This is a genomic window from Streptomyces sp. NPDC051976 (genome assembly GCF_040680795.1).
Taxonomy (GTDB): domain Bacteria; phylum Actinomycetota; class Actinomycetes; order Streptomycetales; family Streptomycetaceae; genus Actinacidiphila.
The window spans coordinates 1-16,750 of record NZ_JBFAXL010000038.1 but is presented as its reverse complement, the minus strand read 5'-3'; the positions used below and the strand labels follow the sequence as shown (position 1 = coordinate 16,750).

Genomic DNA, 16,750 nt, shown 5'->3' with positions numbered 1-16,750 from the left:
CCGTCCGGGGGAGGGATGATGACCGATTCGCAGTGGAAACGACTCATCGATCATGTGATGGCGGTTCCGGAACGGGCCTACGAGCACTGGAACGGCTCGGACGGCTGGGACAACGACACCGAGTTCGGCAAGGAGTACGGCGAGAACCGCGTCTCCTGGTGCGTGATCTTCGAGTGGGACATGTACCACGACGTCGGCCTGGACTCGGCCGTGCCCAAGACCGACAACGTGACGGCGTTCAGCACCTGGGCCCGGGGCAAGGGCGCCTGGTCGGAGTACCCGAGCGTCGGCGCCTGGGTGAACATCGGCGACGGGCGGCACACCGAGATCGTCACCGGCTTCGACGCCGAGCACGTCTACACCAAGGGCGGCAACAGCGTGAAGGCGGGCGCGGCCGACAACGGGCAGGGCAACGGGGTGTGGTCCCACAAGGAGCCGCGCCGCGCCGAGCGCGTCACCGGCTACTTCGCACCGCGGTTCCCCGACGGGATCTGCCCGCCGACCGCCGATCCGGACGACCCGCGCGGTGGCCGGGCCGTGGTCTCCTACCGGGCGCACCAGGCACCGGGCGCTGCGGCGGCGCCGCCGTTCCCCGGCCGCCAGTTCTTCGTGCTGGGCGCGGTCAGCGACCACGCCCTGCTGCTCCAGACGTGGCTGCAGCGCGGCAACTGGGGCCCGCCGTACAAGGTCGGCCCGTCCCGCACGATGACCGCCCTGGACCTGCTGAAGGTCATGGCCCTGCAGCGGCACTACGGCAGTGCGCTCAGCCCGGCCGACGGTCTGACGGGGCCGATGACCTGGCGCTACGCCTACGAGGTCGCCAACGGTCGACGGGCCCGCTAGCCGGTCGGTCAGGGACCGGCCGCGGCCGTTCCGGGCTGTCAGTCGTCGTTGCCGTAACCGCGCAGCACGAACCACGCGATCAGCACCACGCCGACCACCGAGAGGACGATGACGCTGCGCATGATCGGCCCCGGACCTGCCGAGTCGGACAAGGCGAGGGTCGTGGCGTCGTGGATCGCGCCGATCTGCATGGGGGAACTCCTTCGGGTCCTGTCCAGCGTAGACCCGGCGCCGCCGTGCCCCGTGCCGAGGGTGGCCCGGCGGCGGGTCAGGAGGCGGGCGCCGGGCCGCCGTCGGCCGGGCGGCGCCGGGCCTCGGCACGCGGCCGCAGCGCCTCCTCCAGCTCGTCCAGGGTCTCCACCAGCAGTTCGGCGCCCCGCCGCACCATCCGGTCCTCGGCCGCCGGCCGCTGCCAGTCCGCGAGCGCTGCCCGTACCGGCGCGAAGTCCGGCGTGCGGCGCTCGCGTACGTCCTCGGCCGCCGTGGCGGCCGTCGCGCGCAGGGCCGCCACGAAGCGCGCCACGTCCGGCAGCGGCGCCGCGTCCGCGGGCGGCAGATGGGCCTCCATCAGCATGCCCGCCCGGCCCAGCGCGGTGAGCGCGGCGTCCGCGTTGCGCACGGCGGTACGGGACATGCCGCGCTGGCGCACCGGCTCCGCGTCGGCGCGGAAGACCGCCTCGTCCCAGGCGGCGCCCGCCGCCCGGGTGTCGAGCAGCGCCTGCCGTACCGCACGGGTCCGCGGCCGCCCGGGGTCCGCGTACCCCTCGAAGACCGCGGCCCCGTACCCGGCCGTCGCCTCCAGCCACTGCGCCAGCCGGTCCCGCAGCCGGGGCGTCTCCCACGCGGGGAACAGCGCGTAGGCGGCCATCGCCAGCACACCGCCGAGCAGCGTCAGCAGCACGCGGTCGCGTACCGTCTGCGCGCCCGAGGTGCCGGTCATCGCCAGCAGGAAGACGACATAGCCCGACGCGCAGAGCTGGGCCACCATGTAGCCGACGGGCAGCAGCAGATACATCAGGGCCACACAGCACACGGCCAGCGCGGCGGAGGTGTACGGGCCCGGGTGGGCGAACTGCGTCACGCCCGTGGCCGCGGAGACGCCGACCAGGCTGCCCGCGAAGCGCGCCGTCCCGCGCTCGTAGGTCTGGGTGAAGTCGGGACGCATCACCATCACCGAGGTGAGCGGCGCCCAGTAGCCGTGGCCCAGCGGCAGCGCGCCGCCCAGCAGATAGCCCGCCGAGGCGACCGCGGACAGCCGGGTGGCGTGCCGCAGGACGGGGGAGCCGGCGGTCATCTGGCGGCGGACCGCACGGGCCACGAGCGGCAGCCCCTCGCGCAGTGAGGGCCGCAGCAGATGGGCCGTGGCGGTCGACTCCGCCGGGCCCGAGCCCTCGGCCCGCTCGATGGCGGCGGCGAGCAGCGCGACCAGCCGGGTGGCCGACCTGCGGGCCCCGCCGGTGAGTTCCGCGTCCGGGTCGGGCGCCCGCAGCACATCGGCGACGTCGTCGGGGACCCGTACCGCGGCGCCGTGCCGGATCGCGCGCGCCACCGCGTCGAGCACGGTCGCGGCCATCGCCAGCACCTGGCGGGCCCGGTCCCGCTCGGGGCCCTCGGCGGCGGCGCCCACCACCGGGTCGGCGAGCGAGGCGAGCACCGGGCGGATCCGCTCGGCCAGCGCCCGGTTGCCGTGCAGTTCGCCGGGGCGGCGCCGGGCCTGCCGGGGGGAGACCTTGGCCGCCCGGCGCGCGGTCATCAGCGCCTCGGGGTCGAACGGCGCCGTCGGGTCGTGCCGCAGCCTGCGCGCGAAGTCGGCCTCCGCGGCGAAGGCGTCCGCGAGCGCGTCGCGCTGCCGCCCCCACCGCCGGATGGGGAACAGCACGATCACCGCCGCCTGGACGACCCCGCCCACCGCGATCAGCACACCGTGCTGCAGCGCGCTGAGCACCGAGGTGGGCAGGGTGACGACCACCAGCATCACGGCGATGGTGAAGGCCGCGACCATGCCCGAGGTCGGCCCCATCGCCCACGCCATGCCCGCCAGGAACGCCCACACCGCGAGCAGTACGACGAACAGCACCGGGTGCGCGGCGGCCAGATAGCCGAGGAAGGTGCTGACCGCGAGCCCGGCTCCCGCCACGAGCGCCAGCACCGGCCGCGGCCGCCAGCTGCGCTGCAGGGTCGCCATGCCCGCCGCGAACGCGCCGAAGGCCGACGAGGCGGCGACCGAGGGCGACGCCAGCCACAGCGCCACGCCGATCACGATCGCCACGCCGCTCGCCGTACGCAGCGCCACCAGCGGCTCCAGCGGGGCGCGTTCGACCCGCACCCCGGAGCGCGCCGTCTTCCGCAGCGCACGCAACCACGTCATGGTGCCGACAATAAGCCCGGGCATCACGCGTAATTCACAGCAAAACGACCGACGATGCCCGTACCGGCGCACCGCACCCTCCCGCCGTGTCCTGCGGGTCTGCTTCAATGGGGGGCATGGCCAGCACTACTGACTCCGGGACAGGTCGCGACGACCTCGAGCCCTTCTGGCCGTCCCGGCAGGAGCAGCACTTCGATCTCTGGTGTCGCCGCGCGATCCCCGCGCGGACCCGCCTTCCCCGCTGACCTTCCGCGTCCGGCCGACGAGCCGGAGCGAGCGGCATCCGGTCCCGCGCAATACGGCGTCCTTTGACCCTTCGCGCGAAAGAGCCGAACCCATGTCCCACGTCTCGCACATCACGTCCGTGCCCTCCCACGCCTCCGCGTCGCCGAAGCTGCCGGCGCCCGCCGCCGCGCCGTCCGCGGCCACCGCCCACCGGCAGCGGCTGCGCGCCGTACGCCCCGACGAGGTGCCGCCCGCCCCCGACTTCCTGCCGCCCGGCGCGACCTGGCTGCCCGCGCCCGGCCATGTGCTCCCGGCCGCCGCGGGCGGCGCCCCGATGGTCGGCTACCTGGTGCTGGTCCCCGCGGGGCCCGGCGGGCAGCCGGTGGCGGCCGCCGCCGCACCCACCAGGACCGAGTCCGCCGCGGCAACGGAGAACGCGCTGATCCAGATCGACGGGGAGCGCCGTACGGCCGCCGTCAGGGGGCGCGAACTCGACCTCACCTACCTGGAGTTCGAGCTGCTCGCGCATCTGGTGGCGCACCCGCACCGGGTGCACTCCCGCGACCAGCTCGTCAGCACGGTCTGGGGGTACGGCCATGTCGGCGACGGCCGCACCGTGGACGTCCATGTGGCGCGGCTGCGGCGCAAGCTGGGCGCCGAGCACCGGGCGAGCATCGTGACGGTCCGCCGGGTCGGCTACAAGTACGCCCCGCCGGCGGGCTCGTCCGTGCCGGACTCCGCGCTCGCTACGGCACGACGGTGACCGGCCATTTGCCGGCCTTCACCAGGCGGACGGCGACCGAGCCCACCAGCCGGTGCCCGGCCCGCTCCGAGGCGCCGACGACCACCGCGTCGGCCTTGAGGTCGTCGGCGGCGGTCGCCAGGCCGTTGTAGGGATCGCCGCGGAAGGTGTGGAACTCCCACCGCACCTCGAAGATCCCCCGCAGGCGTTCGACGGACTCCCTGATCTCCGCGATGAGCTGCTCGGCGACCCCGTCGTCGGCCCCCACGACGGGGACGCCGAGCGCCGCGCCCGTCGGGGTGTACGGCTGCACGTAGACGATGGCCAGCAGGGCGTTCTGCCGCCGGGCGAGCCCGGCGGCGTACGCGGCCGCCCGCCAGGACGTGTCGGACCCGTCCACTCCGGTGACGATCACCTTCGGGCCGTCGGTCCCGCGTTCGAATCCCGCCGGAAGTCTCTTCTCGTCCACCCCGCCAGGCTATCGGCGGCGGGCCCGGCGCCCCATCCCCCGGGTGGCCGCCGCTACGGCGCGTACTCACCCTAATGGGCGCATTGCCACGACATGTGACCTTTTGCGATGCAGGCTGTCCGGGAGGAGTGAAACAGGCGGCGCCCGTCCCGCCCGGCGCACGCACCCCAGGGTGCGCACCGCGTCATGCGCGACGGCACGCCGCCCACGCCGCTACCGGGGAGGTTCGTCATGCCGAGGGTGTCCACGAACGTGTTCGTGTCGAGGCCGGCCGCGGAGGTCTTCGACTTCCTGGCAGACGCACGCAATCTGGCGCTGTGGAGTTCCGGCGTGGCGTTCGTCGACTCGGCGGCGGTCCCTCCCGGCGCGGACGCGGAGTACCGCTACCGCTACCCCGGGCGGCACCGGCCGCACCGGCTGGTCTGCGCGGACTTCGAGCCGTGCCGGCGCATAGTCTTCCGCGGCGAGCGGATGTGGAGCCCGCTGGGCACCCAGGTGCCCGAGTACGGTTTCGAGCTCGCTCCGCACGGTGACGGCACGCTGGTGCGGCTGTCGGTCATCAGCTCGCTGCGGGCCGGTCTGCTGCTGTTCGCGCCGGTCGTGGCCATGGCCTGGCGGCGCGACCTGCCGGTCGACGCGACCAAGTTCCGCGACCTGCTCGGCGCCCCGCAGGCCCCCGCCGTGCCCGCGGCCCCGACCGCGGTCCCCGCGGCTCCCTCGGGCCCGTCGGCGCCGTCCGGACCGGCTGTCCCGGCCGCCCCGGTCATCGGTCCCGTCGCCGCTCCGACGAGTGGCTTCGACTACGCTCATTGAGTGTTAAACTAATGGTGTGAAGAGGTGCGGTGCGCCCTTCGCCCCCCAGCTGCCCCGGCCAGGTCCCCCCGTCCCGGCCGGGGCGCCTTCATGTCCGGACGCCTCCGGGGCCGCGCGTCCTCCCGCCAGGGAGGCGTTGTCGTACCCCCGTCGTAGATTGCGGTCATGGACGACGTACGAGGAGAAGCGCGCGACCTGCGGCTCGAGCCCTGGTCGGAAGGCGACCTGTGGCTGCTGCGCAGGACGAACACCCCGGAGATGACCGAGCACCTCGGCGGCCCCGAGACCGAGGAGCAGATCCTCGCCCGCCACAAGCGCTACACGGCGATAGGTGACAGCGCCGGAAGCATGTACAGGATCGTGCTGTCCGGGGAGGTCGTGGGCTCCATAGGCTTCTGGGAGCACGCGTGGCGGAACGGCACGGTGTACGAGACCGGCTGGGGCGTGCTGCCGGAGTTCCAGGGGCGCGGTGTGGCGGTGGCGGCGGCCCGCGCCGTCATCGGGGAGGCACGTGCCCGCGGCGGCCACCGCGAGCTGCACGCCTACCCCTCCGTCGCGCACGCCGCGTCCAACGCGGTCTGCCGCAAGGCCGGGTTCACCCTGCTCGGCGAGTGCGCGTTCGAGTACCCGCCGGGCAATCCGATCACCTCCCACGACTGGATGGTCGACCTGGCCGCGCCCGCCTCCTGACACCCCCTCACCGGCGGCTATGCTCTGCCTCCGGCCGGTCAACGGAGCAGGGATTCCGACAGGGTTGGCGGCCGCCACCGAGGAGGACCCGTGCCACCGTCCAGTCCCGCGACCCTGAGCGCCGTCGTCGCGATCGCCGCGGCCGTCGTCACCGGCACCGGGCACAGCCCCGCACCCCCGGCCTGGGCGCTCCATGACGCGATGCCGCAGGTCCTGCGCAACGACGGCGGCGGCACCCAGCTCATCACCGCCACCGCGTCCGGGCTGTCCGCCACCAGCGGCACCCTGACGTGGTGGCAGAAGAGCGCCGGTGTCTGGCACCGGGTGGGCACCGCGCCCGCCCGCTTCGGGGCGCACGGCCTCGCCGACGGCGCCACCCGGGTGCAGAACACCAGCACCACGCCCACCGGGCTGTACGGGCTGCCGCTCGCCTTCGGCAACTCCGCCGCGCCCGCGGGCACCGCCCTGCCGTACCGCAAGGTCACCCCGAGCGCCTGGTGGTGCGAGGACACCGCCTCCACCTCGTACAACCGCTGGGTCGACCCGCTGCCGGGGGACTGCAGGACCACGGAGTCGGAGCACCTCGCCGACTACCCCACGCAGTACGCGCACGCCGTCCTGATCGACTTCAACTACGCCAAGCCGGTCAAGGGCCGCGGCGCCGGGATCTTCCTTCACGTCAACGGCTCGGGCGCCACCGCGGGCTGCGTGTCGGTACCGGCCGACGCGATGACGTCGATCCTCGCCTGGCTGCGGCCCGCCGCCACCCCGCACATCGTGATCGGCACCGTCGACGGCGCCACCTCGATCACCAACTACTGACACCCCGGCCCGTCCCACCCGCCGTCCCACCGCCCGGCCGGGCCCGACCTCGGCGTTTGACACTCCTGTGACACCCGCCTGCCGCGGATCTGAAGGTCGGGCGGTGGTTCTGTCGTTCCTGACGGAGTTCTGAAACCGGGGATCTTGTGGGAATCCGCCGGACCGAAGAACCTTGTAGTCAGGATCCGGTGCGGTGTGGGCGTCAGGCCCCGCCGACTGCCCGGCGGGAATCCCCGGGCCGGTGGCCCCGTGATCCGTCTCCGCAAGAGTGCAGCGACCGGCCGCAGCCATGGGCTGCGGCCGGCGCACAGCGGTGCGCGGAATCCGTGGACACAGGGGCCGGACACAGCCGATGTGGGAGGTGTGGACGATGGCAGGTGGGACGTCGTCGAACGCGGTGGTGGCCCAGGCCGCCGCCGGGGCCGGGGGAGTGGTGGCGCCACCTGGCGCGCGGCCGGGCGCCGAGGGCGCCGCCATGTCGCTGCACCAGGCCCACCCGGTCGACGGGCGGACGCTGCGCACGGTGTGCGGGATGTTCGTCACCGGCGTCACGGTGATCACCAGCGGTGAGGAGGGCAAGGCCGAGGGCACCACCGTCAACTCCTTCACCTCGGTCTCCCTCGACCCGCCGCTGGTGCTGTTCTGCCTGCACAAGGAGTCCCGGCTGCGCGCGGTGGTGCAGGAGTCGGGGAAGTTCGTCGTCAACTTCCTCCAGGGGCAGCAGGAGAGCCTGGCGCGGGCCTTCGCGGGCAAGAACACCGCCGAGATCCGCGACGTGGCCAACCACCCCTCGGTGACCGGGGTTCCGGTGCTCAGCGACGCGCTGGCGTTCCTGTCCTGCCGCACCGTCGAGGAGTTCGACGGCGGCGACCACACGATCTTCCTCGGCCAGGTGGTGGAGCTGGGCGTGCCCCGGCAGCACCAGGAGCCGCTGGTGTTCTTCCGCGGCTGGCTCGGCGCGCTGGAGGAGGAGCTGCGCGGCGTCCACCCGATCATCGACGGCTGAACGGACCACGGGCGCGGGGGAGTTCGCCCGGCCGGTTCCCGAGAGCAGACGCAACTGTTGGGCAGTGATCGACGTTCCCGGTGAGGGGTGTGGTGGCGATGGAGTCCGCAAGGGTCGTCCGGCTGGGCGAGGTGGTACCGATCACGTACGGCGGAGGCGAGGAGACCCGCTTCCTGCTGCGCGCCGAGGACACCGGCGGGAGTCTCTCCTGCTACGAGGTCAAGATGCCCGCCGGTGAGGGTTCGGTGTGGCACGTGCACCACGGGACCGACGAGTCCTTCTACGTCCTCGACGGCGAGTTCGAGGTGAAGGTCGGCGACGAGATCCACAAGGCGCCGGCCGGCACGATGGTCTTCGGACCGCGCGGGGTCCCGCACTCCTTCTACAACGTGTCCGACCGCGTGAGCACCATGGTGTGCACCATGACACCCGGCGGTATCGAGCTGTTCTTCGAGGAGCTCAGCGAGGTGCTGACCCGCCCGGAGCGGCCCGGGTGGGAGGAGATCAAGGCGGTCGGCGAGCGGCACCACATCTCGGCGGACCGTCCGCAGGGCGGCCCGCACGGCGGTCCGCCGGTCACCGCCGCGTCCTGACGTCCCCTCGGGACGCGGCGGTGGGGCGGGTCGGGAGCCACCGGGCGACCGGCACCCGTCCCGCCTTCGGGGACGGGGACGGCGGGCCGGTACGGGGGTTCGCCCGGCGGCTCCCGGGTCTCTACGGCCGGTCCGCGGGCTGGTCGTCCTCCTCCAGCCGCACCCGGGACAGCTTGTCCGGGTTGGTGACCAGGTAGATGTCGGTGACCTGGTCGTTCTGCGGGTTGAGGTCCATGACCATGACCGCGTACGGCGAGTCGCCGGAGAACACCACGGCCGACGGGTCGCCGTTCACCTGCCGGTAGCGGATGTCCAGCGCGTCCGGGAGGCGGCTGCTCGCGTAGCCGTTGAGCATCCGGGCGACGTTCTCGCGGCCACTGACCGGGCGCAGCGCGGAGCGGACCTTGCCGCCGCCGTCGGTCCACATGGTCACATCGGGCGCGAGCAGGCTCATCAGCGCGTTCAGGTCGCCGCCCAGCGCGGCGGCCACGAAGCGCTCGGTGACCTGCTGCTGCAGCCGCGGGTCGGCCTGGTAGCGGGGCCGCCGGGCCTGGACGTGCTCCCGGGCCCGGTGCGCGAGCTGCCGGATCGCCGACGGGCTGCGGCCCAGGATCTCGGCGATCTCCGTATGGGCGTAGCCGAAGACCTCGTGGAGGACGAAGACCGCGCGCTCCAGCGGGGTGAGCGTCTCCAGCACCACCAGCAGTGCCATCGACACCGACTCGTTGCGCATCGCGGACTCGGCCGCGTCGGCCGACTCCGCGCCCTCCAGGACCTCGGGCGTCTGGGTGATCAGCGGTTCCGGCAGCCAGGGGCCGATATACGTCTCACGGCGGCGGCTGATGCTCGCCTGCCGGGCCAGCGCCTGGTTGACCGCGATCCGCACCAGGTAGGCGCGGGGGTTGTCGATCTCCTCCGCCATCGGCTGACGGACCCTGCGGGCCCACGCCAGCCATGTCTCCTGCAGGACGTCCTCGGTGTCGGAGACGCTTCCCAGCAGGTTGTAGACCACCGAGAACAGCAGCTCGCGATGGCCCACGAAGACCTCGGTCGCGCGGTCGCCAGCAGCCGAGGGGAGCTGAGCCGGTGTGTCGGACACGATTGAGCCTCCTGTGATGCGTTTCCCCTATGAGGTACCGCACCCCCGAAAGCGTGACACCTCCATCGTAAAATGTGACGCGGGTCTCTTTCATCTGCGAGGTTTCGCCTGGCCGCGCCCTTCGGGTGACGCCCGTGACGATCACTCGCGGTGGTGATGTCACAGTTGTCGGTGGCCGAAAGCTCTCTGGACCACAGGGCCTGTTCGTTCGCGGCCCGGTGGTCGCCCGGACGCCGGGACCGAGGGGAGCCGCCGGACCGTCAGGGCTCCGAACGGCCGTCCCGAACCCGGGACCGCCGGAATCGACATCACGCGCTGAAGGAAGTGGGCCGAAGTGGCCGACACGAAGCAGGACATCGATTTCTCCGTCATGTACGCGACGCACCAGGCGTTCCGCCGCGACCTGCGACGGCTCGCGGCAGCGGTGCAGGCCGGGCGCGCCGACGCGCCGCAGGTCCGTGCGGGCTGGGACAACTTCTACCACCAGCTCCACAACCACCACACGGTCGAGGACCGGGCGCTGTGGCCGCAGGTGGCCGCGAAGGTCACCGACCGGCCCGCGGACCAGAAGCTGCTGGAGGACATGGAGGCCGAGCACGCCGAACTGGGCCCCCGTATCGAGGCGGTCGACGCCGCGGTCAAGGGCTCGCTGCCCGATCTCGGCGCCCGTATCGAGGAGTTGTCCGAGGTGATGGAGAGTCACTTCTCGCACGAGGAGAGCAGCGCGCTGCCGCTGATCCAGGACGTGCTGACGCCCGCGGAGTGGCGGACGTTCGGTCTCGCCAACGCGCGCAACCTCGGGTTCAAGGGTGTCGGGGTCTACATCCCCTGGGTCATGGACGACATCTCCGACGAGGAGCGCCGCCGCTTCCTCGGCGCCTTCCCGCCGCCGCTGAAGGTGGTCAACAAGGTGCTGTGGCAGCGCGGTTACGACAAGAAGGAGCTGTTCAAGGTCTGACGGCACCCGGGCCAGGACGACCGGAGGGGCACCGCGTCACCGGACGCGGTGCCCTGTGTGCTTTCCGCTTCGTGGAGGGGGCGTGGCCATGGACAGCAGGGGAATCGTGGGACGGGCCGGACCAGCCCTTCCCCCGCGCCGTACCGGACGGCCGCCCGGCGCTGCCGCGGCGCCGCGGAGGACCACGTGAACGGCGTGGTGGTGGTGACGGGCCTGGGTATCGTCTCGCCCGCGGGCCTGGGCCTGCGGGACTACTGGGCGCAGGCGTGCGGCGCCGGTACCGAGCACCGGCCCGGCGGCACCGCCGCCGCCACCCGCGACCCGCTGTGGCCCGCGGGGGCGCTCAGCGGCCCCGCCGTCCACGAGCACCTGTGGGGCAGGCCCGCGCCGCAGGCCGACCGGATGGCCCGGCTGGCGCTGGCCGCGGCCGACTGGGCGCTGGCCGACGCCGGAATCCGGCCGCAGGACCTGCCCGACTTCGGCCCGGACGCGGTCACGGCCGTCGCCGCCGCGGCGGCCGCCGCCGCACCCGTCGGCGGCAGGGGCGCCGGCTCCTGGTCCGGCGGCGGATTCGGGCCGCGCACCACGTACCGCCCCGGGGGCCTCGGCCGTCCTGGCGGGCCCGCCGGGCGGCAGAGCGGCGCGTACCGCTCCTTCGCCTGGTTCTACGCGGTCAGCAGCGGCCAGATCTCCGTCCGCGACGCGATGATCGGCCTGGACGCGGTGGCGTACGCCCGCCGCCAGATCCGGCAGGGCGGCAGGCTCATGGTCTCCGGCGGTGTGGACGCGCCCGTCTGCCCCTCGGCGGGGACACAACAGACCGCCGCGGTACGGCCCGGCGGCGGCGCGCTGCTGGTGCTGGAGACCGCGGGCACCGCGCTGGCCCGCGGCGCCAAGATGTACGGCGAGGTCGCCGGATACGGCGCCACCTTCGACCCCGACCGCACCGCGGGCCGCGAACCGGGCCTGCGACGGGCCCTGGAGCTGGCGCTGGCCGACGCGTCGGCGGTGCCCGGCGAGGTGGACGCGGTGTTCGTGCCCGGCGTCGACGCGGCCGAGGCCGCCGCCGTCACCGCCGTCTTCGGCGTGCACGGTGTGCCCGTGACCGCGCCGCGGACCGTGCCCGGCCGCCGCCACCCCGGCGCCGCCGCCCCGCTGGACCTGGCCGCCGCGCTGCTGGCGATGGAGGAGGGCCTGATCCCGCCCACCGCCGAGCCGCCGCCCTCGCCCGGCTACGACCTGAACCTGGTCCTCACACCCCGGACCGCGGAGCTGCGCACCACCGTGGTGCTGGCCCGCGGCCACGGCGGCTTCAACTCCGCCGTGGTGCTGCGCACCGTCGAGTGACCACCGCCTGAGCACCCGTACCCCTACGTCCCCGCCTCCGCCTCCCGGAGCCGGGGACGTCGGCGTCGTGCCCGTGCTTCCCGCGCTACCCCGCGATTTTGCCGAAGATCACCTACCCCGGAGGGACGAAGCAGTATGAACGCAACCGCCCAAGAGGCGCAGTCCGGCGAGAAGTTCGATGTGGCGATCCTCGGCGCGGGTATGGCCGGCGGGATGCTGGGCTCGGTGCTGGCCCGCAACGGGGTGAAGGTGCTGCTCATCGACGCGGGCACCCACCCGCGGTTCGCGGTCGGCGAGTCCACGATCCCCTACACCTCGTCGATGACCCGGATCATCGCCGAGCGCTACCAGGTGCCGGAGATCGAGCCGCTGTCCAGTTTCAAGGGCATCCAGGAGAAGGTCGCCCCCTCGTGCGGCCGGAAGCAGAACTTCGGCTTCGTCTACCACAAGGAGGGTCAGGCGCAGGACCCCGAGCAGATCAACCAGCTCGTGGTGCCCGAGTGGCAGCGCACCGAGACCCACCTGTTCCGGCAGGACGTGGACTCCTACCTCTTCAACGTCGCGGTCAAGTACGGCGCGACGCCGATGACCGCCACCCGGATCAGCGACATCGAGGTCTACCCCGAGCACGGGGTGCTGCTCCGCTCCGACAAGGGCGAGGAGTTCCACGCCAGTTACCTGGTCGACGGCAGCGGCTTCCGCTCTCCGGTCGCCGACGCCTTCGGGCTGCGGGAGACCCCGACCCGGGCGCGCGCCCACTCGCGGACGATGTTCACGCACATGGTGGGCGTCACGCCGTTCGACGACGCCGAGGCGGCCCGGCTGCACAAGAACCCCAGCCCCTGGCACAACGGCACGCTGCACCACGTCTTCGACGGCGGCTGGCTGTGGGTGATCCCGTTCGACAACCACGACGGCGCCCTCAACCCGCTGTGCAGCGTGGGCCTGACCTTCGACGAGCGGGTCTTCCCCAAGCGGGACGGCGTGTCCGCGCAGGACGAGTTCGACGACTTCATGGAGCGCTTCCCGGAGATCGCCGAGCAGTTCAAGGGCGCCACCGCGGTGCGGCCGTGGGTCAGCACCGGCCGCCTGCAGTACTCGGCCACCCAGACCGTCGGCGACCGCTACTGCCTGACCGCGCACGCCGCCGGGTTCATCGACGCGCTCTACTCGCGCGGCCTGACCAACACCCTGGAGGTCGTCAACGCGCTGGCCTGGCGGCTGATCGAGGCGTCCAAGGACGGCGACTGGTCCAAGGAGCGCTTCGCCTACGTCAACGACCTCCAGCAGGGCCTGTTCGACATCCACGACGACCTGGTCTACTGCTCGTTCGTCGGTTTCCGCGACTACGACCTGTGGAACGCGGTCGTGCGGGTGTGGGAGTCCACCAGCATCATGCCGACGGTCACCATCGACCGGGCGTACCGCACCTTCATGGCCAACCGCGACGAGCAGGTCTTCCGCGACCTGGAGAAGCGGGACGTGCCCGGCCTGCCCGCCCCGGTCGGCCAGGACATCTCGGCGCTGCTGGCGTTCACCCGCGGCATCTGCCAGCAGGTCGAGGCCGGGACGCTGGACGCCAAGGACGGCTCGAAGCAGCTGTTCGCACGGCTGCAGCAGTCGGACTTCCTGCCGGCGCCGTTCGAACTCGGCTCGCCCGACAACAAGTGCTTCGAGGCCACCCCGGCGCTGATCCAGAGCGCCGTGGCGTGGGCCGCCGAGGACGCCCCCGAGCACATCGCCCAGCTCTTCGCGCGCTGACCGCGCCCGACCCCCGCGACTGAGGAAGACTTCGGGAGAGATCACGTGGACGCTGACAACGTGGAAAACGTGGACAACACGGACCAGAGAGCCGGCACGGACGGCATGACGGCGGGTCAGGGGACGGAGCTGGACGCCGATGTGATCATCGTCGGCGCCGGCCCCGCCGGTCTGATGCTCGCCGGTGAACTGCGCCTCGGCGGCGCCCGGGTGATCGTCCTGGAGCGGCTCACCGAGCCGACCGGGCAGTCCCGCGGCCTGGGCTTCACCGCCCGCGCCATGGAGGTGTTCGACCAGCGCGGCCTGCTGCCCGCCTTCGGCGGTCCCGGCGGCACCCTGGAGATCAGCCCGATGGGCCACTTCGGCGGCATCCAGTTCGACTTCACCGTGCTGGAGGGCTCCCACTTCGGCGCCCGCGGCATCCTGCAGTCGCTCACCGAGTCCGTCCTGGAGCAGTGGGCGGCGGGCGCGGGCGCCGACATCCGGCGCGGCTGGGAGTTCCTGGAGTACGCCGAGGACGAGCGGGAGGTGACGGTCACCGCGGGCACCGCCGACGGCGTACGCCACCTGCGCGCCGCGTACCTGGTCGGCTGCGACGGCGGGCACAGCGCGGTCCGCAAGGCCGCCGGGTTCGCGTTCCCCGGCACCAGCGCCACCCGCGGCATGTACCTGGCCGACGTGGTCGGCTGCGGCCTGCGCCCGCGCTTCCTCGGCGAGCGGATGGAGAACGGCATGGTGATGGCCGCGCCGCTGCGCGAGGGCGTGGACCGCGTCATCGTCGTGGAGAACGGCACACCCGCGCCCGACCGCAGCGAGTCGCCGAGCTTCGCGGAGATCGCCGGGGCCTGGCAGCGGATCACCGGCGAGGACATCAGCGGCGGCACCGCCGACTGGGTCAGCTGGTTCTCCGACGCCACCCGCCAGGTCACCGAGTACCGGCGCGGCCGGGTGCTGCTGGCCGGAGACGCCGCCCATGTGCACCTGCCCGCGGGCGGCCAGGGCCTGAGCACCGGTGTGCAGGACGCCGCCAACCTCGGGTGGAAGCTCGCGGCGGTCGTCCAGGGCTGGGCCCCCGAGGGGCTGCTCGACACCTACCACGGTGAGCGCCACCCGGTCGGGACCCGGCTGCTGGCCAACACAGCGGCCCAGGGCCTGATCTTCGTCGGCGGGCCCGAGATGGACCCGATCCGGGCGATGTTCACCGAGCTGATCGAGCACGAGGAGGTCAGGCGGCATCTGTCGGGCGTCGTCAGCCATGTCGACATCCGCTACCCTTTCGGGCCCGAGGACGGCCACCCGCTGGTCGGCCGCCGGATGCCGCACCTGGCGCTGACGGTCGCGGGTGGTGCCACCAGCACCACCCAACTGCTGCACGGCGCCCAGGGCGTGCTCGTCGACCTCGCCGACGACGAGGCGCTGCGGGCGGTGGCGGCGCCGTGGAAGAGCCGTGTGGTGACCGTCACCGGCACCCTCGCGGAGCCGGACGGCCACGCCGCGGGCGACCTGGCCGGGGCCACCGCGGTCCTGCTGCGGCCCGACGGGCACGTGGTGTGGACCTCGGCGGACGGCGACGGCCTCGCCGCCGTGCTCCAGCGCTGGTTCGGCGCGCCCGAGACGGGCGAGTGAAGGCCGGACTCCACCAGGAAGGCGCCCCCCGTACCCCGGCGGGCGCCTTCCGGTCGCTGTCCGTCCGCAACTTCCGGCTGTTCGCCCTCGGCCAGGTGGTCTCGGCGGCGGGCACCTGGATGATGGTGGTCGCGCAGGACTGGTCGGTGCTGTCGCTCACCGGCGACTCCGCCACCGCGCTCGGCCTGGTGACGGCCCTTCAGTTCACCCCCGTGCTGCTGCTCGCGCTGTACGGGGGCAGGCTCGCGGACCGCTACGACAAGCGGGCCCTGCTCACCGCCGCCAACCTGGTGTGCGCCGCGCTGGCCGCGCTGCTCGCCCCGCTGATGCTCACCGGCGGCTTGCGGCTGTGGCACCTGTACGTCTTCGCGCTGGGCCTGGGCACCGCCAGCGCCGTCGAGATCCCGGCCCGGATGTCGTTCGTCCGCGAGATGGTCGGGCCCGAACTGCTGCCGAACGCCTCGGCGTTGAGCGCGGCGTACTTCAACACCGCCCGGGTGGTGGGTCCCGCGCTCGGCGGGCTGCTCGTCGGCTGGCTCGGCACCGGGCCGGTCGTCCTGCTCAACGCGGTCAGTTATCTGGCGACGGTGGCGGCCCTGCGGATGATGCGCCCCGGCGAACTGCACCGCGCGCCGCCGGGCACCGCGCGCACGGGGGTCATCGACGGCCTGCGGTACACCGCGAGCCGCCCTGACCTGCTGCTGCCGCTGGCCCTGGTCGCCGTGATCGGCCTGGCCGGGTTCAACTTCCAGCTCACCCTGCCGCTGCTGGCCAAGACCGTCTTCCACACCTCCGCGGCGTCCTTCGGGCTGCTCACCACCGCGCTGGCCGCCGGATCGCTGCTCGCCGCCCTGGTCACCACCCGCCGTACCAGCAGGCCGAGCAGCCGACTGGTGACCGGCTCCGCGCTGGCGTTCGGCGCGGCCGAGACCGCCGCCGGCTGGGCGCCGGGCTACGCCACCGAGCTGCCGCTGCTCGCCGTCACCGGCTTCACCACGCTCTACTTCGCCCAGGCTGCCAACCACCGCATCCAGCTCGGCGCGGACCCCGCGTACAGCGGCCGGGTGCTCGCCCTCTACGCCCTCATCCTGCAGGGCAGCACCCCGCTGGGCGCGCTGGGCGTCGGCTGGCTCACCCAGCATCTCGGCGCCCGGTCCGGACTCTACGCGGGTGGCGTCGTCTCGCTGGCCGCCGCCGCGGCGGCGATGCTCGTCGAGCGCGGGGTGGCGCCGCGGACCGTGCAACGGCCGCGGACCGTCGTCCCGGACCCGGCGCGGGAGCCCGTACGACCGGTGCCGCCCGGCCCGTGACCACCGCCGCGGCCGCGGCGGTCCCTCTCACCCGCCGGCGTCGTGCCGCGCCCCGGTGCCGCGCACCGGGGCGCGGGG

General features: G+C 73.4%; 16 protein-coding genes. 12 read left to right on the top strand and 4 right to left on the bottom strand.

The window, feature by feature from the left end; all coding sequences use genetic code 11:
* Positions 1–18: 18 nt before the first annotated feature.
* Positions 19–843: a hypothetical protein gene (locus tag AB0M29_RS30180; protein WP_365388329.1), complete on the top strand. Its 825-nt coding sequence runs from the start codon at positions 19–21 to the stop codon at positions 841–843.
* A 38-nt stretch (positions 844–881) separates the two neighbouring features.
* Here AB0M29_RS30180 and AB0M29_RS30175 read toward each other — a convergent pair whose 3' ends face one another.
* Positions 882–1,034, bottom strand: a complete 153-nt coding sequence (locus tag AB0M29_RS30175) for a hypothetical protein (RefSeq protein WP_365388327.1) — start codon at positions 1,032–1,034, stop codon at positions 882–884.
* Between the two features lie 77 nt (positions 1,035–1,111).
* A complete protein-coding gene (locus tag AB0M29_RS30170) occupies positions 1,112–3,211 on the bottom strand; it encodes an FUSC family protein (protein WP_365388325.1) in 2,100 nt (699 codons plus the stop codon).
* Positions 3,212–3,548: 337 nt separating this feature from the next.
* On the opposite strand from AB0M29_RS30170, the gene AB0M29_RS30165 reads away from it, so the two are divergent.
* Entirely contained in the window at positions 3,549–4,199 is a 651-nt protein-coding gene (locus tag AB0M29_RS30165) for a winged helix-turn-helix domain-containing protein (RefSeq protein ID WP_365388323.1), read from the top strand.
* Here AB0M29_RS30165 and AB0M29_RS30160 read toward each other — a convergent pair.
* Positions 4,183–4,647 (bottom strand): universal stress protein, encoded by a 465-nt coding sequence (locus AB0M29_RS30160; RefSeq protein ID WP_365388320.1) that lies wholly within the window; start codon positions 4,645–4,647, stop codon positions 4,183–4,185. The two genes, AB0M29_RS30165 and AB0M29_RS30160, sit on opposite strands and share 17 nt — an antisense overlap.
* 231 nt (positions 4,648–4,878) lie before the next feature.
* Here AB0M29_RS30160 and AB0M29_RS30155 point away from each other — a divergent pair, with 231 nt between their 5' ends.
* From AB0M29_RS30155 to AB0M29_RS30135, 5 genes are all read left to right on the top strand, one after another.
* On the top strand, positions 4,879–5,460 hold the full coding sequence (locus AB0M29_RS30155; RefSeq protein ID WP_365388318.1) for an SRPBCC family protein: 582 nt from the start codon (positions 4,879–4,881) through the stop codon (positions 5,458–5,460).
* Positions 5,461–5,625: 165 nt separating this feature from the next.
* Positions 5,626–6,150 (top strand): GNAT family protein, encoded by a 525-nt coding sequence (locus AB0M29_RS30150; protein ID WP_365388316.1) that lies wholly within the window; start codon positions 5,626–5,628, stop codon positions 6,148–6,150.
* Positions 6,151–6,240: 90 nt separating this feature from the next.
* Positions 6,241–6,972 (top strand): L,D-transpeptidase family protein, encoded by a 732-nt coding sequence (locus AB0M29_RS30145; RefSeq protein ID WP_365388315.1) that lies wholly within the window; start codon positions 6,241–6,243, stop codon positions 6,970–6,972.
* Positions 6,973–7,342: 370 nt separating this feature from the next.
* The gene (locus tag AB0M29_RS30140; RefSeq protein ID WP_365388312.1) at positions 7,343–7,978 is read left to right on the top strand and encodes a flavin reductase family protein; all 636 of its coding nucleotides are present in this window, start codon (positions 7,343–7,345) and stop codon (positions 7,976–7,978) included.
* A gap of 98 nt (positions 7,979–8,076) precedes the next feature.
* On the top strand, positions 8,077–8,571 hold the full coding sequence (locus AB0M29_RS30135; protein ID WP_365388310.1) for a cupin domain-containing protein: 495 nt from the start codon (positions 8,077–8,079) through the stop codon (positions 8,569–8,571).
* 121 nt (positions 8,572–8,692) lie between these two features.
* On the opposite strand, the gene sigJ is transcribed toward AB0M29_RS30135, so the two are convergent.
* The gene (gene sigJ, locus AB0M29_RS30130; RefSeq protein ID WP_365388307.1) at positions 8,693–9,670 is read right to left on the bottom strand and encodes an RNA polymerase sigma factor SigJ; all 978 of its coding nucleotides are present in this window, start codon (positions 9,668–9,670) and stop codon (positions 8,693–8,695) included.
* Between the two features lie 334 nt (positions 9,671–10,004).
* On the opposite strand from sigJ, the gene AB0M29_RS30125 reads away from it, so the two are divergent.
* From AB0M29_RS30125 to AB0M29_RS30105, 5 genes are all read left to right on the top strand, one after another.
* Positions 10,005–10,628, top strand: a complete 624-nt coding sequence (locus AB0M29_RS30125; protein ID WP_365388306.1) for a hemerythrin domain-containing protein — start codon at positions 10,005–10,007, stop codon at positions 10,626–10,628.
* Between the two features lie 186 nt (positions 10,629–10,814).
* On the top strand, positions 10,815–11,975 hold the full coding sequence (locus tag AB0M29_RS30120; protein ID WP_365388304.1) for a beta-ketoacyl synthase N-terminal-like domain-containing protein: 1,161 nt from the start codon (positions 10,815–10,817) through the stop codon (positions 11,973–11,975).
* A 135-nt stretch (positions 11,976–12,110) separates the two neighbouring features.
* The gene (locus tag AB0M29_RS30115; protein WP_365388301.1) at positions 12,111–13,736 is read left to right on the top strand and encodes a tryptophan 7-halogenase; all 1,626 of its coding nucleotides are present in this window, start codon (positions 12,111–12,113) and stop codon (positions 13,734–13,736) included.
* Between the two features lie 105 nt (positions 13,737–13,841).
* Positions 13,842–15,362, top strand: coding sequence for an FAD-dependent monooxygenase (locus AB0M29_RS30110; protein WP_365388480.1), 1,521 nt, complete (start codon positions 13,842–13,844; stop codon positions 15,360–15,362).
* Positions 15,359–16,672, top strand: coding sequence for an MFS transporter (locus tag AB0M29_RS30105; protein ID WP_365388299.1), 1,314 nt, complete (start codon positions 15,359–15,361; stop codon positions 16,670–16,672). The genes AB0M29_RS30110 and AB0M29_RS30105 overlap by 4 nt, the downstream gene beginning before the upstream one ends.
* The last annotated feature ends 78 nt before the right edge of the window (positions 16,673–16,750 follow it).

Excerpts from the sequence above, each read along its gene's own strand:
- AB0M29_RS30165 (WP_365388323.1), top strand. The coding sequence starts at position 3,549 with ATGTCCCACGTCTCGCACATCACGTCCGTGCCCTCCCACGCCTCCGCG.
- AB0M29_RS30155 (WP_365388318.1), top strand. The coding sequence starts at position 4,879 with ATGCCGAGGGTGTCCACGAACGTGTTCGTGTCGAGGCCGGCCGCGGAG.
- AB0M29_RS30180 (WP_365388329.1), top strand. The coding sequence starts at position 19 with ATGACCGATTCGCAGTGGAAACGACTCATCGATCATGTGATGGCGGTT.
- AB0M29_RS30150 (WP_365388316.1), top strand. The coding sequence starts at position 5,626 with ATGGACGACGTACGAGGAGAAGCGCGCGACCTGCGGCTCGAGCCCTGG.
- AB0M29_RS30170 (WP_365388325.1), bottom strand. The coding sequence starts at position 3,211 with ATGACGTGGTTGCGTGCGCTGCGGAAGACGGCGCGCTCCGGGGTGCGG.
- AB0M29_RS30110 (WP_365388480.1), top strand. The coding sequence starts at position 13,842 with ATGACGGCGGGTCAGGGGACGGAGCTGGACGCCGATGTGATCATCGTC.
- AB0M29_RS30115 (WP_365388301.1), top strand. The coding sequence starts at position 12,111 with ATGAACGCAACCGCCCAAGAGGCGCAGTCCGGCGAGAAGTTCGATGTG.
- AB0M29_RS30140 (WP_365388312.1), top strand. The coding sequence starts at position 7,343 with ATGGCAGGTGGGACGTCGTCGAACGCGGTGGTGGCCCAGGCCGCCGCC.
- AB0M29_RS30175 (WP_365388327.1), bottom strand. The coding sequence starts at position 1,034 with ATGCAGATCGGCGCGATCCACGACGCCACGACCCTCGCCTTGTCCGAC.
- AB0M29_RS30135 (WP_365388310.1), top strand. The coding sequence starts at position 8,077 with ATGGAGTCCGCAAGGGTCGTCCGGCTGGGCGAGGTGGTACCGATCACG.